Here is an 18,789-nt window from a genome sequence, read left to right as displayed (position 1 = left end):
GAGCTAGAAGCCCCGGGTGCGCTTCGCCGCGCGCCGTGCCGCCGCCGCGCCCGGGGCCTGCATGAACAGGCGGGCCAGCTCGCTCCCCAGGTTCACGCCGATCGCGATCGCCAGGGCGAGCGCCGCCGCCTTCGCCAGCGAGGCGAAACCCTGGTCCAGGTTGTGCTGGGCGATCGCGAGCACCCCGAAGTACGTCGCCGAACCGGGCAGCAGCGGCCCGATCGCCGCCGTCACGTACGGCAGCGACGAGGTGTGGTGGTAGCGGGCGATCAGCTGCCCGAAGAGGCCCACCAGACCGGCCGCCACCGCCGTCGCCATCACCGCCGAGGCCTCGGCGGTCACCGCGATCGACGCGTACACCACCCACGCCACCCCGCCGTTCAGCGTCGCGAAGAGCACCGTCGCCCGCGACTGCTGCAGCAGGATCGCGAAGGTCGCGCACAGCACCATCGACGCCAGGATCTGCACCACCGGCCGCTCCACCGGCCGCAGCACCCCCTCCGGATTCAGCTGCGCGTCGAACTGCACCGCCACGTACAGCACCGACAGCACGCCCACCACGATCGCGACGAAGAAGTACGCGACCTCCAGGAGCCGGGCCGAGGCCGTGATGTAGAAGCCGGTCAGACCGTCCTGCACGGCCGCGACCAGCGCCCGCCCCGGGATCAGCGCGAACAGCCCACCGGTGATCACCGCCGAGGGCCGCAGGTCCGCGTGCAGCAGCGTCAGGAGCACCCCCATCGCCGCCGGCGGCATCGCCGCCACCAGGAACTGGTAGAACTCCGGCATCCCGCGCCCCGCGAACAGCCACGCCAGCCGGTCGCCGAGGACCGCGCCGAGGGCCGCCACGAAGAACACCGTCGGACCGCCGCCCAGCAGCACCGAGGCCGCACCGGCCAGGACGCCGGCCGCCGCCGTCAGCGCCCAGCCCGGGTACGGGTGCCGGTTCCGCCGGATCTCCGCGAGCCGCCGGTACGCCTCCTCCGGCGTCACCTCGTGCGCCTGCGCGTTGATGTCCGCCAGCAGCTGGTAGACGGCCGCGAGCCGCGTGTAGTCCGTGCCCCGGCGGCGCACCGTCCGGTTCGCCGTGACCGGGTCGTCCACCAGCGAGGGCTGGTAGGTGACGGACAGCAGCGTGAAGGTGACCGTCGGCTCCACCCGGTCCAGACCGTACGAGCGGCAGATCGCGAACATCGCCGCCTCGACGTCCTCCGCGCCCTCCCCGCCCGCGAGCAGCAGCTCGCCGATGCGCAGCGCCAGGTCGAGCACGCGCGGCACCGAGGGCCCGGACTCGTCCTCCTTGCGCGGCGCCTCCGGCACCGGCCGCTCGCCCACCGGCAGCCGCAGCATCGTCCGCATCCGGTCCTGCCACGGCGCGTCCTTCGAGAGCCGCACCAGCGGCACCCCGTACGCCGGGGTGAAGGCGGGCGGCGAGTCCTTCGCCGAGTACGTGGCGGGAGGCGCGAACGCCGAGCCCTCCGGCTCCTGCGGCGGCTCCGGCACCAGACCGGGCGGAAGAGCGAACTCCGAGGTCGGGTGCTCCTCCTCGGGCGGCGTCGGCTGCTCCACCCCCGCCGGCGGCACGAACGCGCTCCGCGCCTCGTCCGACTGCGGCTTCCGGTCCTCAGGAGCACCGTCCTCCGGCTCCGCCACCACGCCCTCCGCCCTCATCCCCGGGGAATCCTGGATTCCAGTATGAAGGTGCGACAGACACGCGAAAGGCGGTGCACCCCAAGAGGTGCACCGCCTTCACACGACCCGAGGGGCACGGGGCTCAGTGGCCGCCCTGCTCCTTGGCGCGCGCGAACGACTTCTCGATCTCGGCCTCGGCCTCGGCGCGACCCACCCAGTCCGCGCCCTCGACCGACTTGCCCGGCTCCAGGTCCTTGTAGACCTCGAAGAAGTGCTGGATCTCCAGGCGGTCGAACTCGGCCACGTGGTGGATGTCGCGCAGGTGCTCCATGCGCGGGTCCGTCGCCGGGACGCACAGCAGCTTGTCGTCGCCGCCGGCCTCGTCCGTCATGCGGAACATGCCGATGGCGCGGCACTTGATCAGGCAGCCCGGGAAGGTGGGCTCGTCGAGGATGACGAGCGCGTCCAGCGGGTCGCCGTCCTCACCGAGGGTGTTCTCCACGTAGCCGTAGTCGGTCGGGTAGGCCGTCGACGTGAAGAGACGACGGTCCAGGCGGATGCGACCGGTCTCGTGGTCGACCTCGTACTTGTTCCGCGATCCCTTCGGGATCTCGATGAGAACGTCGAACTCCACGGGTGGCTCCTCCTGAATCAACACAAGTGAATGCTCGCGACGACGCGCGGTGATTAAGTGTCCCTCACGCACGTGTGTGATCGCGAAAGGGGCTGGTCAGCAATGCCGGAGCCGAGGACGTGGCAGCTCACGGCGGGCTCCGCCGCCCTCGGTCTCGTCCTGGCCGCCGTCGCGGTGACCGCGGCCGGACCGTGGGACGGAGGCCAGCGTACGGCCGAGCGGGCCCGCGCCGCCGCCCCCGCGGCGGGTGGCACGCGTCACGCCCCGCCCCCGGCGCCCGCCGCGCCCCGCCAGCCCGCGCCCGCGCCCAGCGCCCCCGGCGTCCTCACCGCCCTGCACGCCCCCGCCCCCGCCGCGCACGCCGCCGACCTCGCCACCGTCCTCGTCCCCCTCCTCGCCGACCCCGGCCTCGGCACGCTCCGCACCGCCTCCGTCGTCGACACCGCCACCGGGGAGCAGCTCTACGGCGAGGGCGCCGGCACCCCCATGACCCCCGCCTCCACCGTCAAGATCGCCACCACCGCGGCCGCGCTCTCCGCCCTCGGCCCCGACCACCGCATCCCCACCACCGTCACCGCCGCCCCCGACGGCGGAAGCGTCACCCTCACCGGCGGCGGCGACCCCACCCTCGACCCCGCCCGCCTGGGAACCCTCGCCGCCGACACCGCCCGCGCCCTCAGGACCCGCGGCCGCACCTCCGTACGCCTCGCCTACGACACGAGCCTCTACCGGGGCCCCGCACTCCACCCCATCGGCCCCAACGAGAACCTCGCCCCCGTCGTCGCCCTCATGACCCGCGAAGGACGCCTCGACGACAGCACCGGCGGCCCCGCCCCCCGCACCGCCGACCCGGCCCGCGACACCGCCACCGCCTTCGCGGAACTCCTCACCCGGGCCGGAATCGAGATCACCGGGAGCCCCGCCCCCGGACCCACCCCCAAGGGCGCCCCCCTCGCCCGTACGTACTCCGCCCCCCTCGCCGACCTCGTCGAGCGGACCCTCACGAACAGCGACAACGACCTCGCCGAGGCCCTCGCCCGGCAGACCGCCCTCGCCCGCAGACAGCCCGCCAGCTTCCAGGGCGCCGAGAAGGCCGTGCACGACGAGCTCGCCCGCCTCCGCCTCCCCGTCACCGGCGCCCGCTTCGCCGACGGCAGCGGACTCGACCGCCGCGACCGCGTCTCCGCCGCCCTCCTCACCGGCCTCCTCACCCGAGCGGCCGACCCCGCCCACCCCGCCCTGCGCCCCCTCCTCACCGGACTGCCCGTCGGCGGCTTCACCGGCACCCTCGCCGGCCGCTTCGACACCGCCCCCGCGGGCGCCGGGCTCGTCCGCGCCAAGACCGGCACCCTCACCGGCGTCAACACGCTCGCCGGAACCGTCGTCACCCCCGACGGACGCCTCCTCGCCTTCGCGTTCCTCGCCGGCCGCACCACTTCGCCGTACGAGGCGCAGCCCGCCCTGGACCGGCTCTCCGCCGCCCTCGCCGGCCAGAACTGACCACCGCCCCACCCCCCGCCCACCCGTGTCCGAACCGCACCGAACCCTGACCGAACAGGCGCCGAACCCGTACGGTTGACGCATGACGAGCATCGGTGGCGCAGGCACATCCGGGATGGTCGACTGGAACCTCGCGGTCGCGACCGCGACCCGCCTCGTGCGGCCCGGACCCGAAGTCAGCCGCGACGAGGCCCGCGAGGTCGTCGCCGAACTCCGCAGACACGCCAAGGCCTCCGAGGAACACGTCCGCGCCTACACCCGGATGATCCCCGAGGGCACCGAACCCCACGACACCCCCGTCCTCGTCGTCGACCGCGCCGGCTGGATCAAGGCCAACGTGGCGGGCTTCCGCGAACTCCTCACCCCGCTCCTCGGCAAGATGCAGGAACGCCGCTCCGCCACCCCCGGCAGCGCCATGCTCGGCGCCGTCGGCGGCAAGGTCACCGGCGTCGAACTCGGCATGCTGCTGTCCTTCCTCGCCTCCCGCATCCTCGGCCAGTACGAGACCTTCGCCCCCGCCACCCGCGACCTCCCCGCCGGCGCCGACGGCGGCGGACGCCTCCTCCTCGTCGCCCCCAACATCGTCCACGTCGAACGGGAACTCGACGTCTCCCCCCACGACTTCCGCCTCTGGGTCTGCCTCCACGAGGAGACCCACCGCACCCAGTTCACCGGCGTCCCCTGGCTGCGCGACCACCTCCAGGGCGAGATCCAGTCGTTCCTCGCCGCCACCGACGTCGACCCCGGCACCGTCGTCGAACGCCTCCGCGAAGCCGTCCAGACCCTCGCCGGCGGCCGCCCCGAAGGAGAGGAGGGCGAACCCTCCCCCTCCCTCGTCGAACTCGTCCAGACACCCGAACAACGCGAGATCCTCGGCCGCCTCACCGCCGTCATGTCGCTGCTCGAAGGCCACGCCGACTACGTCATGGACGGCGTCGGACCCCAGGTCGTCCCCTCCGTCGCCGAGATCCGCGAGAAGTTCCAGGCCCGCCGCGCCCGCGGCGCCTCCCGCCTCGACCTCGCCCTGCGCCGACTCCTCGGCCTCGACGCCAAGCTCCGCCAGTACCGCGACGGCGAACGCTTCGTCCGCTCCGTCGTCGACCAGGTCGGCATGGACGGCTTCAACCGCGTGTGGACCTCGCCCAACACGCTCCCCACCAAGGCCGAGATCGCCGCACCCGCCGACTGGATCGCGAGGGTGCACCGTAAGGCAGACTCCTGAGGCGGATGCGGCACACGACACAGGAACATGTCAGAACACCCCACCAATCACCCATCCGAGGGACCCTGAGCAGGGGGTGAGGCGTGCAATGCTCGGGTAACGGCCGGGTTTCTGTCACCATCGACGCACTCTGAGTGACCGAACCCCCCTTTCCGACCGTTAAGACTCCGACCGAGGCACCCCACCCCCATCACGAAGGGCACCGGACATGGGTCCCCATCCTGCGGTCGCGGCGATACGCCTGGCGGTCCGCCGCGTACTCCACGACGTCCTCACCGACCACACGACCGGCCACGAACCGCTCGTGCTCGTCGCCTGCTCCGGCGGCGCCGACTCCATGGCACTCGCCTCCGCCCTCGCCTTCGAGGCCCGCAAACTCCCCGTACGCGCCGGCGGCATCACCGTCGACCACGGCCTCCAGGACGGCTCCGACACCCGGGCCACCGAGGTCGCCGGGCGCATGACCGCCCTCGGCCTCACCCCCGCCGAGGCCGTCGCCGTCACCGTCGGCCGCGAAGGAGGGCCCGAAGCCGCCGCCCGCGACGCCCGGTACGCCGCCCTCGACGCCGCCGCCGAACGCCACGGCGCCACCGCCGTCCTCCTCGGCCACACCCGGGACGACCAGGCCGAAACCGTTCTCCTCGGCCTCGCCCGCGGCTCCGGCATCCGCTCCCTCTCCGGCATGGCCGCCGTCTCCGGCACCTCCGGCCGCTACCGCCGCCCCTTCCTCCAGCTCGACCGCCAGACCGTCCGCAAGGCCTGCATCGCGCAGGAGCTCGCCGTCTGGGACGACCCCCACAACAGCGACCCCGCCTACACCCGCTCCCGGCTCCGCCACGAAGGCCTCCCCGCCCTCGAGAAGGCCCTCGGCAAGGGCGTCGTCGAAGCCCTCGCCCGAACGGCCCAGCTCTCCCGCGACGACGCCGACGCCCTCGACACCTGGGCCGCCGACGCCGAGACCGCCGTACGCGACGAGGCGGGCGCCCTCGAATGCGCCAAACTCTTCGGGCTGCCCCCCGCCGTACGCCGCCGGGTCCTGCGCCGCGCCGTCATCGCCGAGGGCGCACCCGCCGGCTCCCTCTTCGCCCGGCACATCGAAGAAGTCGACCGGCTCATCACCGGCTGGCGCGGCCAGGGAGCCATCAACCTGCCCGGCCGCGTCGAAGCCCGCCGCCAGGGTGGCAGACTGGTTATCCGGCAAGGCTGACGCACGCTGCAACGAAAGTGACCCGGGTGAACGAGAAGGACATGGGCACCGACCTCCAGTCGGTGCTCATCACCAAGGAAGAGATCGACGCCAAGCTGGCAGAGCTGGCCGCGAAGATCGACGCGGAATACGCGGGCAAGGACCTGCTCATCGTCGGCGTCCTCAAGGGCGCCGTGATGGTGATGGCGGATCTGGCTCGCGCCCTTTCCACCCCCGTCACCATGGACTGGATGGCCGTCTCCTCCTACGGTGCGGGCACCCAGTCCTCCGGCGTCGTCCGGATCCTCAAGGACCTCGACACCGACATCAAGGGCAAGCACGTCCTGATCGTCGAGGACATCATCGACTCCGGCCTGACCCTGTCCTGGCTGCTGTCGAACCTCGGCTCCCGCGAGCCCGCCTCCCTCGAGGTGTGCACCCTCCTGCGCAAGCCGGAGGCCGCGAAGGTCGCCATCGACGTCAAGTGGATCGGCTTCGACATCCCCAACGAGTTCGTCGTCGGCTACGGCCTCGACTACGCCGAGAAGTACCGGAACCTCCCGTTCGTCGGCACGCTCGCCCCGCACGTCTACGGCGGCTGAGAACTCGGCCCCTCGGGGAACCCGCACCGCCTTCCCTCCGTTGAACCACGGGAAGGCGGTCGCGGGCGACGATGCTGAGGTACCGTCCGAAGAACAGCTTTTTCACACAGCAGCTCTCACAGCAGCATTTTCCTACGGGCAGGAGGGACGGAGCGTCATCGCTCCGTATGGATGGACGTGAAGCGATACTTCCGTGGGCCGGTCATGTGGATCGTGCTGGCCGTCCTCGCCGTGGTCGTGCTGATGCAGGTCGTCGGCTCGTCCGAGGGCTACAAGACGGTGGACACCGGCCAGGTCGTCCAGGCGATCGACAAGAACCAGGTCAAGCAGGCAAAGCTCACCACCGGTGACGAGCAGATCATCAAGATCGACCTCATCGACGGTCAGAAGATCAACAAGGCCGACAAGGTCCAGGCCAGCTACATCGGCTCCCAGGGCGCGGACCTCGCCGACAAGCTGCAGGAGAAGTTCGAGGCCGGGCAGATCGAGAAGGGCTACACCGTCTCCCCGACGAAGCAGTCGCCCTTCGTCTCGATCCTGCTCTCGCTCCTCCCCTTCGTCCTCATCGTGGTCGTCTTCCTCTTCCTGATGAACCAGATGCAGGGCGGCGGCTCCCGCGTCATGCAGTTCGGCAAGTCCAAGGCGAAGCTCATTACCAAGGACACCCCGAAGACCACGTTCGCCGACGTCGCCGGCTCGGACGAGGCCGTCGAGGAACTCCACGAGATCAAGGAGTTCCTCCAGGAACCCGCCAAGTTCCAGGCCGTCGGCGCCAAGATCCCCAAGGGCGTCCTGCTCTACGGCCCGCCCGGAACCGGCAAGACGCTCCTCGCGCGCGCCGTCGCCGGCGAGGCCGGAGTGCCCTTCTACTCGATCTCCGGCTCCGACTTCGTCGAGATGTTCGTCGGCGTCGGCGCCAGCCGCGTCCGCGACCTCTTCGAGCAGGCCAAGGCCAACGCACCCGCGATCGTCTTCGTCGACGAGATCGACGCCGTCGGACGCCACCGCGGCGCCGGCCTCGGCGGCGGCCACGACGAGCGCGAGCAGACCCTCAACCAGCTCCTCGTCGAGATGGACGGCTTCGACGTCAAGGGCGGCGTGATCCTCATCGCCGCCACCAACCGTCCCGACATCCTCGACCCCGCCCTCCTGCGCCCCGGCCGCTTCGACCGGCAGATCGCCGTCGACCGCCCCGACATGCAGGGCCGCCTGGAGATCCTCAAGGTCCACCAGAAGGGCAAGCCGGTCGCCCCGGACGTCGACCTCGGCGCCGTCGCCCGCCGCACCCCCGGCTTCACCGGCGCGGACCTCTCCAACGTCCTCAACGAGGCGGCGCTCCTCACCGCCCGCGGCGACCAGAAGCTGATCGACAACAAGGCTCTGGACGAGGCGATCGACCGCGTGGTCGCGGGCCCGCAGAAGCGGACCCGCATCATGTCGGACAAGGAGAAGAAGATCACCGCGTACCACGAGGGCGGTCACGCCCTGGTCGCGGCGGCCTCGCCGAACTCCGACCCCGTCCACAAGATCACCATCCTGTCCCGCGGCCGTGCCCTGGGCTACACGATGGTCCTGCCGGACGAGGACAAGTACTCCACCACGCGCAACGAGATGCTCGACCAGCTCGCGTACATGCTGGGTGGCCGCGCCGCCGAGGAACTGGTCTTCCACGACCCGACCACCGGCGCCGCGAACGACATCGAGAAGGCCACCGCCACGGCCCGCGCGATGGTCACCCAGTACGGCATGACCGAGCGCCTCGGTGCCATCAAGTTCGGCGGCGACAACACCGAGCCCTTCCTCGGCCGCGAGATGGCCCACCAGCGCGACTACTCCGAAGAAGTCGCCGCACTGGTCGACGAAGAGGTCAAGAAGCTCATCGAGACCGCCCACAACGAGGCCTGGGAGATCCTCGTCGAGAACCGCGACGTCCTCGACAACCTGGTCCTCGCCCTCCTGGAGAAGGAGACGCTGGGCAAGGAGGAGATCGCCGAGATCTTCGCCCCCATCGTCAAGCGCCCGGCCCGCCCGGCCTGGACCGGCTCCAGCCGCCGCACCCCCTCCACGCGTCCGCCGGTGCTCTCCCCCAAGGAGCTCGCCCTGACGAACAGCGCGAACGGCTCGGCGACCCCGGCGGTCGACACCACCAAGGGCATCGACATCGCCCCGGTCGAGACCCCCGAGGACTGACCGCCCGGCCACCCCGGAATGGAAGCCGCGCCCCCACAGGTTCTAGCCTGTGGGGGCGCGGCTCTTTCGCGCGCACACAGGCAGACGGAACGAGGCACAGGATGACCGACCCGGTGACGCTGGACGGCGAGGGCACGATCGGCGAGTTCGACGAGAAGCGCGCCGAGAATGCCGTACGGGAGCTCCTCATCGCGGTCGGCGAGGACCCGGACCGCGAGGGTTTGCAGCAGACACCCGCGCGCGTTGCACGTGCATACAAGGAATTGCTGGCAGGTATGCGTCAGGAGCCAGAAGATGTCCTGACCACGACTTTTGACCTCGGGCATGACGAAATGGTCCTCGTGAAGGACATTGAACTCGTTAGCTTCTGTGAACATCATTTGCTCCCGTTCCATGGCGTGGCCCATGTGGGCTACATCCCTGCGGAGAGCGGGAAGATCACGGGACTCTCGAAGCTGGCGCGTCTGGTCGATGTGTTCGCACGGCGCCCGCAGGTCCAGGAGCGTCTGACGACCCAGATCGCCGATTCGCTGATGAAGATCCTTGAGGCCCGTGGCGCGATCGTCGTGATCGAGGCCGAGCACATGTGCATGTCGCTCCGCGGCATCCGCAAGCCGGGCGCGAAGACGACGACCTCGGCGGTGCGTGGTCAACTTCGTGACGCTACTACACGTGCTGAGGCTATGTCCCTGATATTGGCCCGCTAGTAGCGGACTGTCCGTCTTGCTCCCTACCGTCCTTGATCAGCGGAGTTCCTCGCTGATCAAGGGGGCGGTATGGGGTACGGGCCGACCAGCAAGATGCTGGTCAACCTGGTGGACGGCTGCACGCAGGCCAAGAACGTGGTGCCGGGCAGCGTGATGTGGACGCTGGACGGCGACCGGACGGTGCGGACCACGGTCGTGGACGTGACGGCGGTGAAGGGGCGGCAGGCCGTCGATGTGGTCACGGACCACATGACCTTCACCGTCGGCCCGGATCTGCTGCTGCTCACTCCGGAGGGGTGGAAGCGTGCGGCGGACGTGGCAGGGACGGCAGTCGCCTGGACGCATGCGCGGAAACTGTGTCGGGAGCGGCTGACCATCTGGCCGGGGTACGAGTTCGGTTACTTCGTGGGGGCCACCTGCGCCGACGGCACGGTCGGCAAGAACTATGTGTCGCTGGTGGTGAACGAGGAAGCCTTCGCAATGCGCTACGCGGCCGCTCTGACGTCCTGCACAGGACTGCCGTCTCGCCTGGAGGCGGTGACTCGGCCATCCGGCTACCTGAAGCGGGATCTGCCCGGCTTCCGCGTGCGAGTGGTCTCCTCGTACCTCTCGGACGCGCTGCGGCACTACGTGGGCGGGGATGCACACCACATGCGGCACCGCTTCCCCCGGGTTGTCCTGCGGGACCTAGAGACCTTCAAGGGGTTCCTCGACGGATACATCGAAGGTGACGGCTGCCCTATCAAGGGATGGGACGCGCGTGTGATCACGAGCGCCAACGTTCCCTTCCTTGCCGAGATCGCCCCGATCATCGGGGCACGGTTCACTCCGCGAGCCAGGGACAAAGGCGCCTCGCGACTCTGCGTATCGGATCGTTGGACCAGCCGGGGCACCTTCACCCCCGAGCACCACCCCCTCGACCCGCCCGAGTCCTCCTGGATCAAGGTCCAAGAGGTCCGCCCCCGCCCCGCCCTAGGGGCGAAGCCCTTCACCTTCTACCGGTACAAGCTTTCCCCGCACCCCACCTTCCTGGTGAACGGGCACCTGGCGCGCGAGCCCTGGTAGGGGCCTACGCCGCCGGGGCGCGGTCCTTGTCGTCGTCCTCCGGGAGCTTGCAGACGCGCTCCAGGAAGAGGGCGGCGGCGATGACGGCGATGCCCGCCGCGACCGAGAAGGCGGCGTAGAGGGCCTGGTCGCGGCGGGCGGGGATGTCGAGGGAGCCGAGGAGGAAGACGCCCACGCCGCCGTACATGCCGGCGACGAGGGCGGCGACGAGGGCGCTCGCCTGGCCGAAGACGACCGCGCGGGCCGCCATGAGGGGTTCGACGCCCTTGGCGCCGGGGCGGCGCTCGCGCTGGGCCTTGAGGCGGGCGCGGATGGAGAGGGCGGTCGCGGTGAGGACGACGGCGATGACGGCGAGGACGATGGGCGCGGCGATCGGCACGCTGGGGAGGGTGCCGACCGAGTCCCAGAGGCGGGCGGCCCCCCAGGAGAGGATGCCGGCCACGAGGAACAGTCCGGTGAGCACTTTCAGCCGCAGTTGTTTCACCGGGTGTCCTTCGTGTGGTCGTCGTTCGTGGTCGCCGGGAGGTCTCCCCGAGCCTAACGACTACTCGGGCAGACGGAGTTCCAGGTCGGCGCGGGGGGTGACGCCTTCGTCGCCGAGGGAGGCGAGGAGGTCGGCGACCGGGCCGTGGCCGGGGAGCTGGGCGTCGGGGTCGACGTCGTGCCAGGGGGCGAGGACGAAGGCGCGCTGGTGGGCGCGGGGGTGCGGGAGGGTGAGGACGGGGTCCTCGGAGACGACGTCGGCGTAGGTGATGATGTCGACGTCGATGGTGCGGGCGCCCCAGCGCTCCTCGCGGATGCGGTGGAAGGCCTCTTCGACGGCGTGGGCCCGCTCCAGGAGGGAGGAGGGCGGCAGGGTCGTCTTCACGAGGGCGACGGCGTTGAGGTAGGAGGGCTGGGTGCCCGGCTCGACGCCCCAGGGGGCCGTCTCGTAGACGGGGGAGACGGCTTTGACCCGGAGGCCGGGCGTGTCGCCGAGGGCGTCGACGGCGCCCTGGAGGGTCTCCAGGCGGTTGCCGAGGTTGGCGCCGAGGGCGAGGACGGCCCAGCGGGGGTTGGAGAGGGTGGTGTCGGCGGCGTCGACGGTGGCGACGACGGAGGCCGGTACGGGCTGGACGGTGGGGTCGCTCTGCGTCGGCTTCATCGTCGGCTCCGGGTGATCGTGATGGTCACGTCGTCGAAGGGCACGGTGATGGGTGCGTCGGGCTTGTGGACGACGACCTCCACCTCTTGTACCCCGGTGTGGCTGAGGCATTGCTGGGCGATGCGCTCGGCGAGGGTTTCGATGAGGTCGACGGGCTCGCCCTGGACGACGTCGACGACCTCTTCGGCGACGATGCCGTAGTGCACCGTCTTGCTGAGGTCGTCGTCGGCGGCGGCCGGGCGGGTGTCCAGGCCGAGGACCAGGTCCACGATGAAGGTCTGGCCCTCCTCGCGCTCCTTGGGGAAGACGCCGTGGTGGCCTCGGGCCTTGAGGCCGCGCAGCGCGACACGATCCACGCGAATCACTCCTGCTGTCGTAGTTCGGGTGGCCACGCAGCCGGGTGCGGACGGCCGGGTGTCCACTTCGAATCTACCCGCGGGGACCGACAGTGTTTGTCCGTGGGGGGCGTGGGTGGGTCAGGCGGGGGGTTCTGTGGGGTCTGTGCCGGGTTCGGTGCCGTCCGTGTCCTCGGTCTCGCCGAGGACGGGGGAGGCGTGGTGGGACCAGATCCGCCAGCCGGCGGGTGTGCGGCGGAACACGTTGGTGGCGACGACGAGCTGGCCGACGAGGGGGCCGAGCTCGGCGCCGTCCTCGGCGGGTCCGCCGCTGAGGATGTTCTCGGTGCAGGTGACGAGGGCGGTGTCGTCGGCGAGGGCGATCCGCAGGTCGGTGAGGAAGAACTGGATGTAGTCGGTGTTCGCCATGATCAGGGCGTACGAGCGGAGCACCTCGCCGCGGCCGGTGAGGACGGGCCAGCCGGGGTGGACGCAGGTGACGGGGGTGGTGCCGTCGTCGAGCCAGAGGGCGGAGAGGCTTTCGAAGTCGCCGGTCTCCATGGCCCCGTAGAAGGCGGTGTTGGCGGCTTCGACGGCTGCTTCGTCGGTGGCTGCTGGGTCGGTGCGGCTCACGCGGCTCCTTCGACGGCCCTGGCGACGCGTACGGCGTCGGCGGTGGCGCGTACCTCGTGGACGCGGACGGCCCAGGCGCCGGTGTGGGCGGCGATGGCGGAGACGGCGGCGGTGGCGGCGTCGCGTTCGCGGGCGGGGGGCGGGGTGGCGCCTTCGCGGGTGAGGACGTGGCCGAGGAACCGTTTGCGGGAGGCGGCGACGAGGAGGGGGCGGCCGAGGGCGCGGAGGTCGGGGAGGTGGGCGACGAGGGCGAGGTCGTGGGGGGCGAGCTTGGCGAAGCCGAGGCCGGGGTCGATGACGATGCGCTCGGGGGCGACGCCGCCGTCGATGACGGCTTCCATGCGGGTGCGGAGTTCGGTCAGGACCTCGCCGACGACGTCGTCGTAGACGGCGAGGCTGTTCATGTCGGCGCTGAAGCCGCGCCAGTGCATGACGACGAAGGGGACCTCGGCGGCGGCGACGGCGGGGACCATGGCGGGGTCGGCGAGGCCGCCGCTGACGTCGTTGACGAGGACGGCGCCGGCTTCGACGGCGCGGGCGGCGACGGTGGCGCGCATGGTGTCGACGGAGACGGTGACGCCTTCGGCGGCGAGGCCGCGGACGACGGGGACGACGCGGCGGAGTTCTTCCTCCTCGTCGACGCGGGTGGCGCCGGGGCGGGTGGACTCGCCGCCGACGTCGACGAGGTCGGCGCCCTCGGCGACCAGGTCGAGGCCGTGTTTGACGGCGGCCGTGGTGTCGAACCAGCGGCCGCCGTCGGAGAAGGAGTCGGGGGTCACGTTGACCACGCCCATGACCGCGCAGCGGTCCCACTCCGGCAGGCCCCGGGCCGTGCCCCGGTCGATCGTCGCACTCATGTGTCCAGCGTAGGGCCCAGGGGCGATATCAGGCCGCGCGGACTTCTCGGTCGGGCGTCCGGGCGGGGGTGATGTGGGCGCAGGGGCGGGGGGTGGGGGCGGGGCGTCGGCGGGGGAAGGGGCGGGGCAGGGCGAGGTTCACGAAGCCTTCGGCCTGCATGGCGGCGAGGCCGATGCGGGGGAGGTCGCGGCTTTTGCGGTAGACGACGAAGCGGGGTTCCCAGCGTGGCCGGAATTTGGCGTTGAACTTGTAGAGGGACTCGATCTGGAACCAGCGGGAGAGGAAGACGAGGAGTCCGCGCCAGACGCGGAGGACGGGGCCGGCGCCGATCTTCTCGCCGCGGGCGAGGGCGGCGCGGAACATGGCGAAGTTGAGGGACACGCGGGTGATGCCGAGGCCGGGGGAGGCCTGGAGGGCGGCGACGATGAGCAGCTCGTTCATGCCGGGGTCGGCGGAGCGGTCGCGGCGCATGAGTTCGAGGGACATGCCGTCGGGGCCCCAGGGCACGAAGTGGATGATCGCTTTGAGGTCGCCGTAGGGGGCGTCGGTGTCGTCGGGGTCGTCGGTCTTGTGGGCGGTCGCTATGACGGCGTCGCCGTCGCCGGGGGCGCCGATGCGGCCGAGGGCCATGGAGAAGCCGCGTTCGGTGTCGGTGCCGCGCCAGGCGGCGGCGGCGCGGCGGACGCGTTCGAGTTCGTCGTCGTCGAGGTCTCGGACGCGGCGGACCTGGGTGGTGTAGCCGTTGCGTTCGATGCGCTTGACCATCTGGCGGACGTTGCGCATGGCCCGGCCGGAGAGGGAGAAGTCCGCGACGTCGACGACCGCCTCGTCGCCGAGTTCGAGGGCGTCGAGGCCGGTCTCCCGGGTCCAGACCTGGCCGCCGGTCTCGGAGCAGCCCATGACGGCGGGGGTCCAGGAGTGGGCCTTGGCCTCGTCCATGAAGCGTTCGATGGCGCCGGGCCAGGCTTCGACGTCGCCGATGGGGTCGCCGCTGGCGAGCATGACGCCGGAGACGACGCGGTAGCAGACGGCGGCCTTGCCGCTGGGGGAGAAGACGACGCCCTTGTCGCGGCGGAGGGCGAAGTGGCCGAGGGAGTCGCGGCCGCCGTGCTGGTCGAGGAGGGCCCGCAGGCGGGTCTCGTCCTCGTCGGTGAGGCGGGCGGCGGGGTGCTCGGGGCGGAAGGCCAGGTAGATGGTGGTGAGGGCGGTGAGCATGCCGAGGGCGCCGAGGGAGTAGCCGACGGTCCAGTCGACGCCCTTGGTGTAGGCGACGGGGCCCTCGACGCCGAGGAGGCCGTACAGGACGTGTTCGAGTCGGTCGGTGAGGCTGGGGCTGCCGATGACGCGGCGGGGGTGGGCGCTGACGATGACGAGGCCGAGGGCGATGGATCCGGCGCCCATGACGACGAAGTTGGCGAGCGCGCGCCAGCGGCTGCGGGGGTCGGGGAGGGCGGCGAATTCGCCCCGGTGGCGTACGAGGAGGGTGAGGAGGAGGAGGGAGAGGAGTGCGCCGAGGACGGAGTGGCGCCAGACGAACTGGGCGGCGGCGCCGAGGGGGAGGAGGACGACGGCGGCGCGCCAGGCGCGGCGTTTGTGCCGCTTGAGGCCGTGGGCGAGGAGCAGGAGGAGGACGCCGGCGCTCAGGGAGAGGGCGGCGGAGAGGGGGCCGAGGGTGCCGGGGAGGACTTCGGCGACGGCGTGCATGCGGCTGGCCCGGAAGCGGGGGAAGACCCCGGCCGCGATGTCGATGAGGCCGATGGCGGTGCAGGCCGTGCCGACGAGGGCGGGGACTTTCTCGGGGCGGGGGCCGCGGAGAATCCGCCGCATCCGAACCGGAACCAATCCGGATTTGTCCCCATCTACCGTGACAGACATGGCTTCCCGTACTTCTCGTGGTCCTGCGCAGGGTCTTTGACTCCGGTCGGGCCCTGCGGCGCGTGCGGGGGGCCGTTCCGGCTGGTGCGCCTTCTATGACGACGTCGTACCGGGCCGGGTTCATTCGACCCCAGGAAAATCTCGGAAAGAAGGCTCGGTCGTCTCATGGGTCTCACCAGCAACAAAGTCCTCGTGTCGGCCGTGGTGCTGGCCGTGGTGCTGTTCCTGGCCACGGTCTGGCTGTGGCCGAGACTGGCGCGGCGGGGCTGGCGGCCGGTCGTGGGCCGGGTGGGGCTGCTGCTCGTGACGCAGGTCGTGCTGTTCGCCGCGGTGGGGCTGGCGGCGAACCGGTCGTTCCTCTTCTACGGCTCGTGGGCCGACCTGTTCGGGCAGGAGCAGGAGATGGGGGTGGTCGTCGACCACGGGGCCGCCTCGAAGGACGTGCGGGTGGTGGGGACGCGGACGCTCGACGTGCCGGGTGGCGGTCGTCCGTCGGTCGGGGGCCAGATCCAGGAGGTCGTGCTCGCGGGGGAGCGGTCGGGGATCGTCTCGCCGGCCTATGTGTACCTGCCGCCGGAGTACTTCCAGGCCCGGTACGCGAAGCGGACGTTCCCGGCCTCGGTGGTGCTCACGGGGTATCCGGGGGCGGCGGAGAACCTGATCAAGGGGCTCAACTATCCGAAGGCGGCGTACCTCCAGGCGAAGGAGGGACGGATGCAGCCGATGATCCTGGTGCTGCTGCGCCCGACGGTGGCGCCGCCGAGGGACACCGAGTGCGTGGACATCCCGGGGGGTCCGCAGACGGAGACGTTCTTCGCGGAGGACCTGCCGAGGGCGGTCTCGAAGACGTACCGGGTGGGGACGAAGGCGCGGAACTGGGGGTTCATGGGGAACTCCACGGGTGGCTACTGCGCCCTGAAGATCGCCCTGCACCACCCGGACCGGTTCGCGGCGGGGGCGGGCTTCTCCGCGTACTACAAGGCGGCGGAGGACATCACCACCGGGGACCTGTTCCACGGGGACGACGCCCTGCGCAAGCGGGGCGACCTGCTGTGGAGCCTGGACCACGGGCGGTTGGGGAACACGTCGTTCCTGGTGACGTCGTCGAAGCACGGCGAGAACAACCTGAAGGGGACGCAGCAGTTCATCCGGAAGGTGAAGAGCCCGGCGCAGGTCTCGTCGATCGTGCTGGAGAGCGGCGGCCACAACTTCAACACCTGGAACCGCGAGCTCTCGCCCGGTCTCGTCTGGATGGGCGGGAAGCTCAGCGCGGACTGAGGCTCACCGGGCGGCTCGGCGGCTCGGCGGCTCGGCGGCTCGGCGGCTCGGTGTCTCGGTGCCTCGTCGGTCCGGAGGCCCGGCGGCAGTGGTCCGGCGGTCCGGCGGCGGTGGTCCGGTGCCCGTGGTTCAGCCTTCCGCGGGTGCCGTGGCCCGGCGCAGGGCGCGGTGGACGCCGGCCGGGGTGAGGACGCCGAGGGGCCGGCCGTCGTCGCCGGTGACGGTGAGGCGGCCGGTGTCGTGCTGGAGGAGCACGGCGAGGGCGTCCTTGAGGGAGGTCCCGAGGGGGACGGGGGCGCCGTCGTCCTCGCCGGGGCCGGTCGCGGGGTCGAGGTCGGCTTCGGTGACGGGGGTGACCGCGAGCCGCTTGAGGCCGCGGTCGCTGCCGACGAAGTCCGCGACGTACGGGGTGGCGGGGGAGCCGAGGACGGTGGCGGGCGTGTCGAACTGCTCGATGCGCCCCTGTCCGTAGACGGCCATGCGGTCGCCCATGCGGACGGCCTCCTCGATGTCGTGGGTGACGAGGAGGACCGTCTTGCGGACGGTGTCCTGGAGGGCGAGGAACTCGTTCTGGAGGCGCTCGCGGACGACCGGGTCGACGGCGCCGAAGGGCTCGTCCATGAGGAGGACGGGCGGGTCGGCGGCGAGCGCGCGGGCGACGCCGACGCGCTGGCGCTGGCCGCCGGAGAGCTGGGCGGGGTAGCGGGGGCCGTACACGGCTGGGTCGAGGCCGACGAGTTCGAGGAGTTCGGCGGCACGCGCGCGTGCGGCGGCCTTCTTCCAGCCGAGGAGGGCGGGGACGGTCGCGGTGTTGTCGAGGACGGTCCGGTGGGGGAAGAGCCCGACCTGCTGGATGACGTAACCGATCTTGCGGCGCAGGGCGACCGGGTCGACGCCGGCGATGTCCTGGCCGTCGACGAGGACGCGGCCCGAGGTCGGCTCCACGAGCCGGTTCACCATCATCATCGTGGTCGTCTTGCCGCAGCCGGACGGGCCGACCAGGGTGACGAGTTCGCCCTCGGCGACCTCGAAGGAGAGGTCGTCGACGGCCGTGGTGCCGTCGTCGTACCGCTTGGTCACGTGTTCGAACCGGATCATGGTTCCCCATTCTGTCCCCCGGGCGGCGGGGGTGTGTGAAGGCCGTGTTGCCGCATTGTGGCGAGTCTCGGGGATTGTCGGTGGCGGGGGTTAGGGTCGTCACACAAGAGTTCGGGAGGGCGGACGACCCGGGGGGAGGGACGATGAGCGCGCCGAACTGTCTGGTCGCGAACGACTGGATCTGCGGTGAGTATCTGCGCACGCGCGGCGGGGAGTTGACGGACGCGCTGCTCCAACATGTGGGAATCACGGTCGTGTCGGTGCTGATCGCGCTCGCCGTCGCGGTGCCCCTCGCGCTGCTCGTCCGCGCCCGGCCCCGGTTCGCCGGCCCGGTCCTCGGCCTGACCACCCTGCTCTACACGGTGCCGTCGCTCGCCATGTTCTCGCTGCTGCTGCCGTTCTTCGGACTGTCGGCGGCGCTCGTGGTGACCGGCCTCGTGCTGTACGCGCTGACGATCCTCGTGCGGAACGCCCTGGCGGGGCTCGCCGCCGTGCCGGCCGAGACGCGGGAGGCAGCCCGGGGCATGGGGTACGGCTCGCTGCGGATGCTCTGGCAGGTCGAGCTCCCGCTGGCGCTGCCGGTGCTGATGGCCGGGGTGCGGATGGCGACGGTCTCCACGATCGCGCTGACGACGATCGGCTCGGTCGTCGGCCGGGGAGGCCTCGGCAACCTCATCGAGGACGCGCTGCCGACCTTCTTCAAGGCGCAGATGCTCGCCGCCTCGGTGCTGTGCGTGCTGCTCGCCGTCGTCGCCGACCTGCTGCTCCTGGGCCTCCAGCGGCTGCTCACGCCCTGGACCCGCATACGGACCGCGCCGGGAGGTGGGTGA

18 protein-coding genes are annotated in these 18,789 nt (G+C 71.4%); 9 read left to right on the top strand and 9 right to left on the bottom strand.

The window, feature by feature from the left end; genetic code table 11:
* Positions 1-3: 3 nt before the first annotated feature.
* Together ACFYUZ_RS05035 and ACFYUZ_RS05030 are read right to left on the bottom strand one after the other, a co-directional pair.
* A complete protein-coding gene (locus ACFYUZ_RS05035) occupies positions 4-1,656 on the bottom strand; it encodes a threonine/serine exporter family protein (RefSeq protein WP_389307009.1) in 1,653 nt (550 codons plus the stop codon).
* A gap of 118 nt (positions 1,657-1,774) precedes the next feature.
* Positions 1,775-2,266 carry an inorganic diphosphatase gene (locus tag ACFYUZ_RS05030; protein WP_123453014.1) on the bottom strand — a complete coding sequence of 164 codons (492 nt, stop codon included), beginning with the start codon at positions 2,264-2,266 and terminating at the stop codon, positions 1,775-1,777.
* Positions 2,267-2,368: 102 nt separating this feature from the next.
* Between ACFYUZ_RS05030 and dacB the strand changes: the two genes are divergently transcribed.
* The 7 genes from dacB (at position 2,369) to ACFYUZ_RS04995 (ending at position 10,738) form a co-directional block, all read left to right on the top strand.
* Positions 2,369-3,766, top strand: a complete 1,398-nt coding sequence (gene dacB / locus ACFYUZ_RS05025; RefSeq protein WP_389306396.1) for a D-alanyl-D-alanine carboxypeptidase/D-alanyl-D-alanine-endopeptidase — start codon at positions 2,369-2,371, stop codon at positions 3,764-3,766.
* Positions 3,767-3,848: 82 nt separating this feature from the next.
* Positions 3,849-4,988, top strand: a complete 1,140-nt coding sequence (locus tag ACFYUZ_RS05020) for a zinc-dependent metalloprotease (protein WP_389306394.1) — start codon at positions 3,849-3,851, stop codon at positions 4,986-4,988.
* Between the two features lie 208 nt (positions 4,989-5,196).
* The gene (tilS, locus tag ACFYUZ_RS05015) at positions 5,197-6,195 is read left to right on the top strand and encodes a tRNA lysidine(34) synthetase TilS (RefSeq protein WP_389306392.1); all 999 of its coding nucleotides are present in this window, start codon (positions 5,197-5,199) and stop codon (positions 6,193-6,195) included.
* Positions 6,196-6,236: 41 nt separating this feature from the next.
* A complete protein-coding gene (gene hpt, locus ACFYUZ_RS05010) occupies positions 6,237-6,776 on the top strand; it encodes a hypoxanthine phosphoribosyltransferase (protein ID WP_030219931.1) in 540 nt (179 codons plus the stop codon).
* A gap of 171 nt (positions 6,777-6,947) precedes the next feature.
* On the top strand, positions 6,948-8,966 hold the full coding sequence (gene ftsH, locus ACFYUZ_RS05005) for an ATP-dependent zinc metalloprotease FtsH (RefSeq protein WP_389306390.1): 2,019 nt from the start codon (positions 6,948-6,950) through the stop codon (positions 8,964-8,966).
* Between the two features lie 101 nt (positions 8,967-9,067).
* Positions 9,068-9,673 carry a GTP cyclohydrolase I FolE gene (gene folE, locus ACFYUZ_RS05000; RefSeq protein WP_389306388.1) on the top strand — a complete coding sequence of 202 codons (606 nt, stop codon included), beginning with the start codon at positions 9,068-9,070 and terminating at the stop codon, positions 9,671-9,673.
* 69 nt (positions 9,674-9,742) lie between these two features.
* Positions 9,743-10,738 carry a hypothetical protein gene (locus tag ACFYUZ_RS04995; RefSeq protein ID WP_389306387.1) on the top strand — a complete coding sequence of 332 codons (996 nt, stop codon included), beginning with the start codon at positions 9,743-9,745 and terminating at the stop codon, positions 10,736-10,738.
* Between the two features lie 4 nt (positions 10,739-10,742).
* Here the strand turns inward: ACFYUZ_RS04995 and ACFYUZ_RS04990 are convergent, their stop codons facing one another.
* From ACFYUZ_RS04990 to ACFYUZ_RS04965, 6 genes are all read right to left on the bottom strand, one after another.
* Positions 10,743-11,222, bottom strand: a complete 480-nt coding sequence (locus tag ACFYUZ_RS04990; protein ID WP_389306385.1) for a DUF3180 domain-containing protein — start codon at positions 11,220-11,222, stop codon at positions 10,743-10,745.
* A gap of 60 nt (positions 11,223-11,282) precedes the next feature.
* Positions 11,283-11,882, bottom strand: coding sequence for a 2-amino-4-hydroxy-6-hydroxymethyldihydropteridine diphosphokinase (folK, locus tag ACFYUZ_RS04985; RefSeq protein WP_389306384.1), 600 nt, complete (start codon positions 11,880-11,882; stop codon positions 11,283-11,285).
* Positions 11,879-12,238, bottom strand: coding sequence for a dihydroneopterin aldolase (gene folB, locus ACFYUZ_RS04980; protein ID WP_030694518.1), 360 nt, complete (start codon positions 12,236-12,238; stop codon positions 11,879-11,881). The genes folK and folB overlap by 4 nt, the downstream gene beginning before the upstream one ends.
* Positions 12,239-12,358: 120 nt before the next feature.
* The gene (locus ACFYUZ_RS04975) at positions 12,359-12,850 is read right to left on the bottom strand and encodes a nuclear transport factor 2 family protein (RefSeq protein WP_389306382.1); all 492 of its coding nucleotides are present in this window, start codon (positions 12,848-12,850) and stop codon (positions 12,359-12,361) included.
* Positions 12,847-13,707, bottom strand: coding sequence for a dihydropteroate synthase (gene folP / locus ACFYUZ_RS04970; RefSeq protein WP_389306380.1), 861 nt, complete (start codon positions 13,705-13,707; stop codon positions 12,847-12,849). The genes ACFYUZ_RS04975 and folP overlap by 4 nt, the downstream gene beginning before the upstream one ends.
* 28 nt (positions 13,708-13,735) lie before the next feature.
* Positions 13,736-15,583 carry a phosphatidylglycerol lysyltransferase domain-containing protein gene (locus ACFYUZ_RS04965; protein WP_389306379.1) on the bottom strand — a complete coding sequence of 616 codons (1,848 nt, stop codon included), beginning with the start codon at positions 15,581-15,583 and terminating at the stop codon, positions 13,736-13,738.
* Between the two features lie 165 nt (positions 15,584-15,748).
* Between ACFYUZ_RS04965 and ACFYUZ_RS04960 the strand changes: the two genes are divergently transcribed.
* Entirely contained in the window at positions 15,749-16,861 is a 1,113-nt protein-coding gene (locus ACFYUZ_RS04960; protein ID WP_389306377.1) for an alpha/beta hydrolase, read from the top strand.
* A gap of 129 nt (positions 16,862-16,990) precedes the next feature.
* Here ACFYUZ_RS04960 and ACFYUZ_RS04955 read toward each other — a convergent pair whose 3' ends face one another.
* Positions 16,991-17,959: an ABC transporter ATP-binding protein gene (locus ACFYUZ_RS04955; protein WP_389306375.1), complete on the bottom strand. Its 969-nt coding sequence runs from the start codon at positions 17,957-17,959 to the stop codon at positions 16,991-16,993.
* A gap of 143 nt (positions 17,960-18,102) precedes the next feature.
* Here ACFYUZ_RS04955 and ACFYUZ_RS04950 point away from each other — a divergent pair, with 143 nt between their 5' ends.
* Positions 18,103-18,789, top strand: a complete 687-nt coding sequence (locus ACFYUZ_RS04950) for an ABC transporter permease (protein ID WP_389306373.1) — start codon at positions 18,103-18,105, stop codon at positions 18,787-18,789.

This window comes from Streptomyces sp. NPDC004266 (genome assembly GCF_042874095.1).
In the GTDB taxonomy this organism is placed as follows: domain Bacteria; phylum Actinomycetota; class Actinomycetes; order Streptomycetales; family Streptomycetaceae; genus Streptomyces.
Note: the sequence above shows the minus strand (reverse complement) of the source record. Positions and strands in the feature narration are given on the sequence as shown.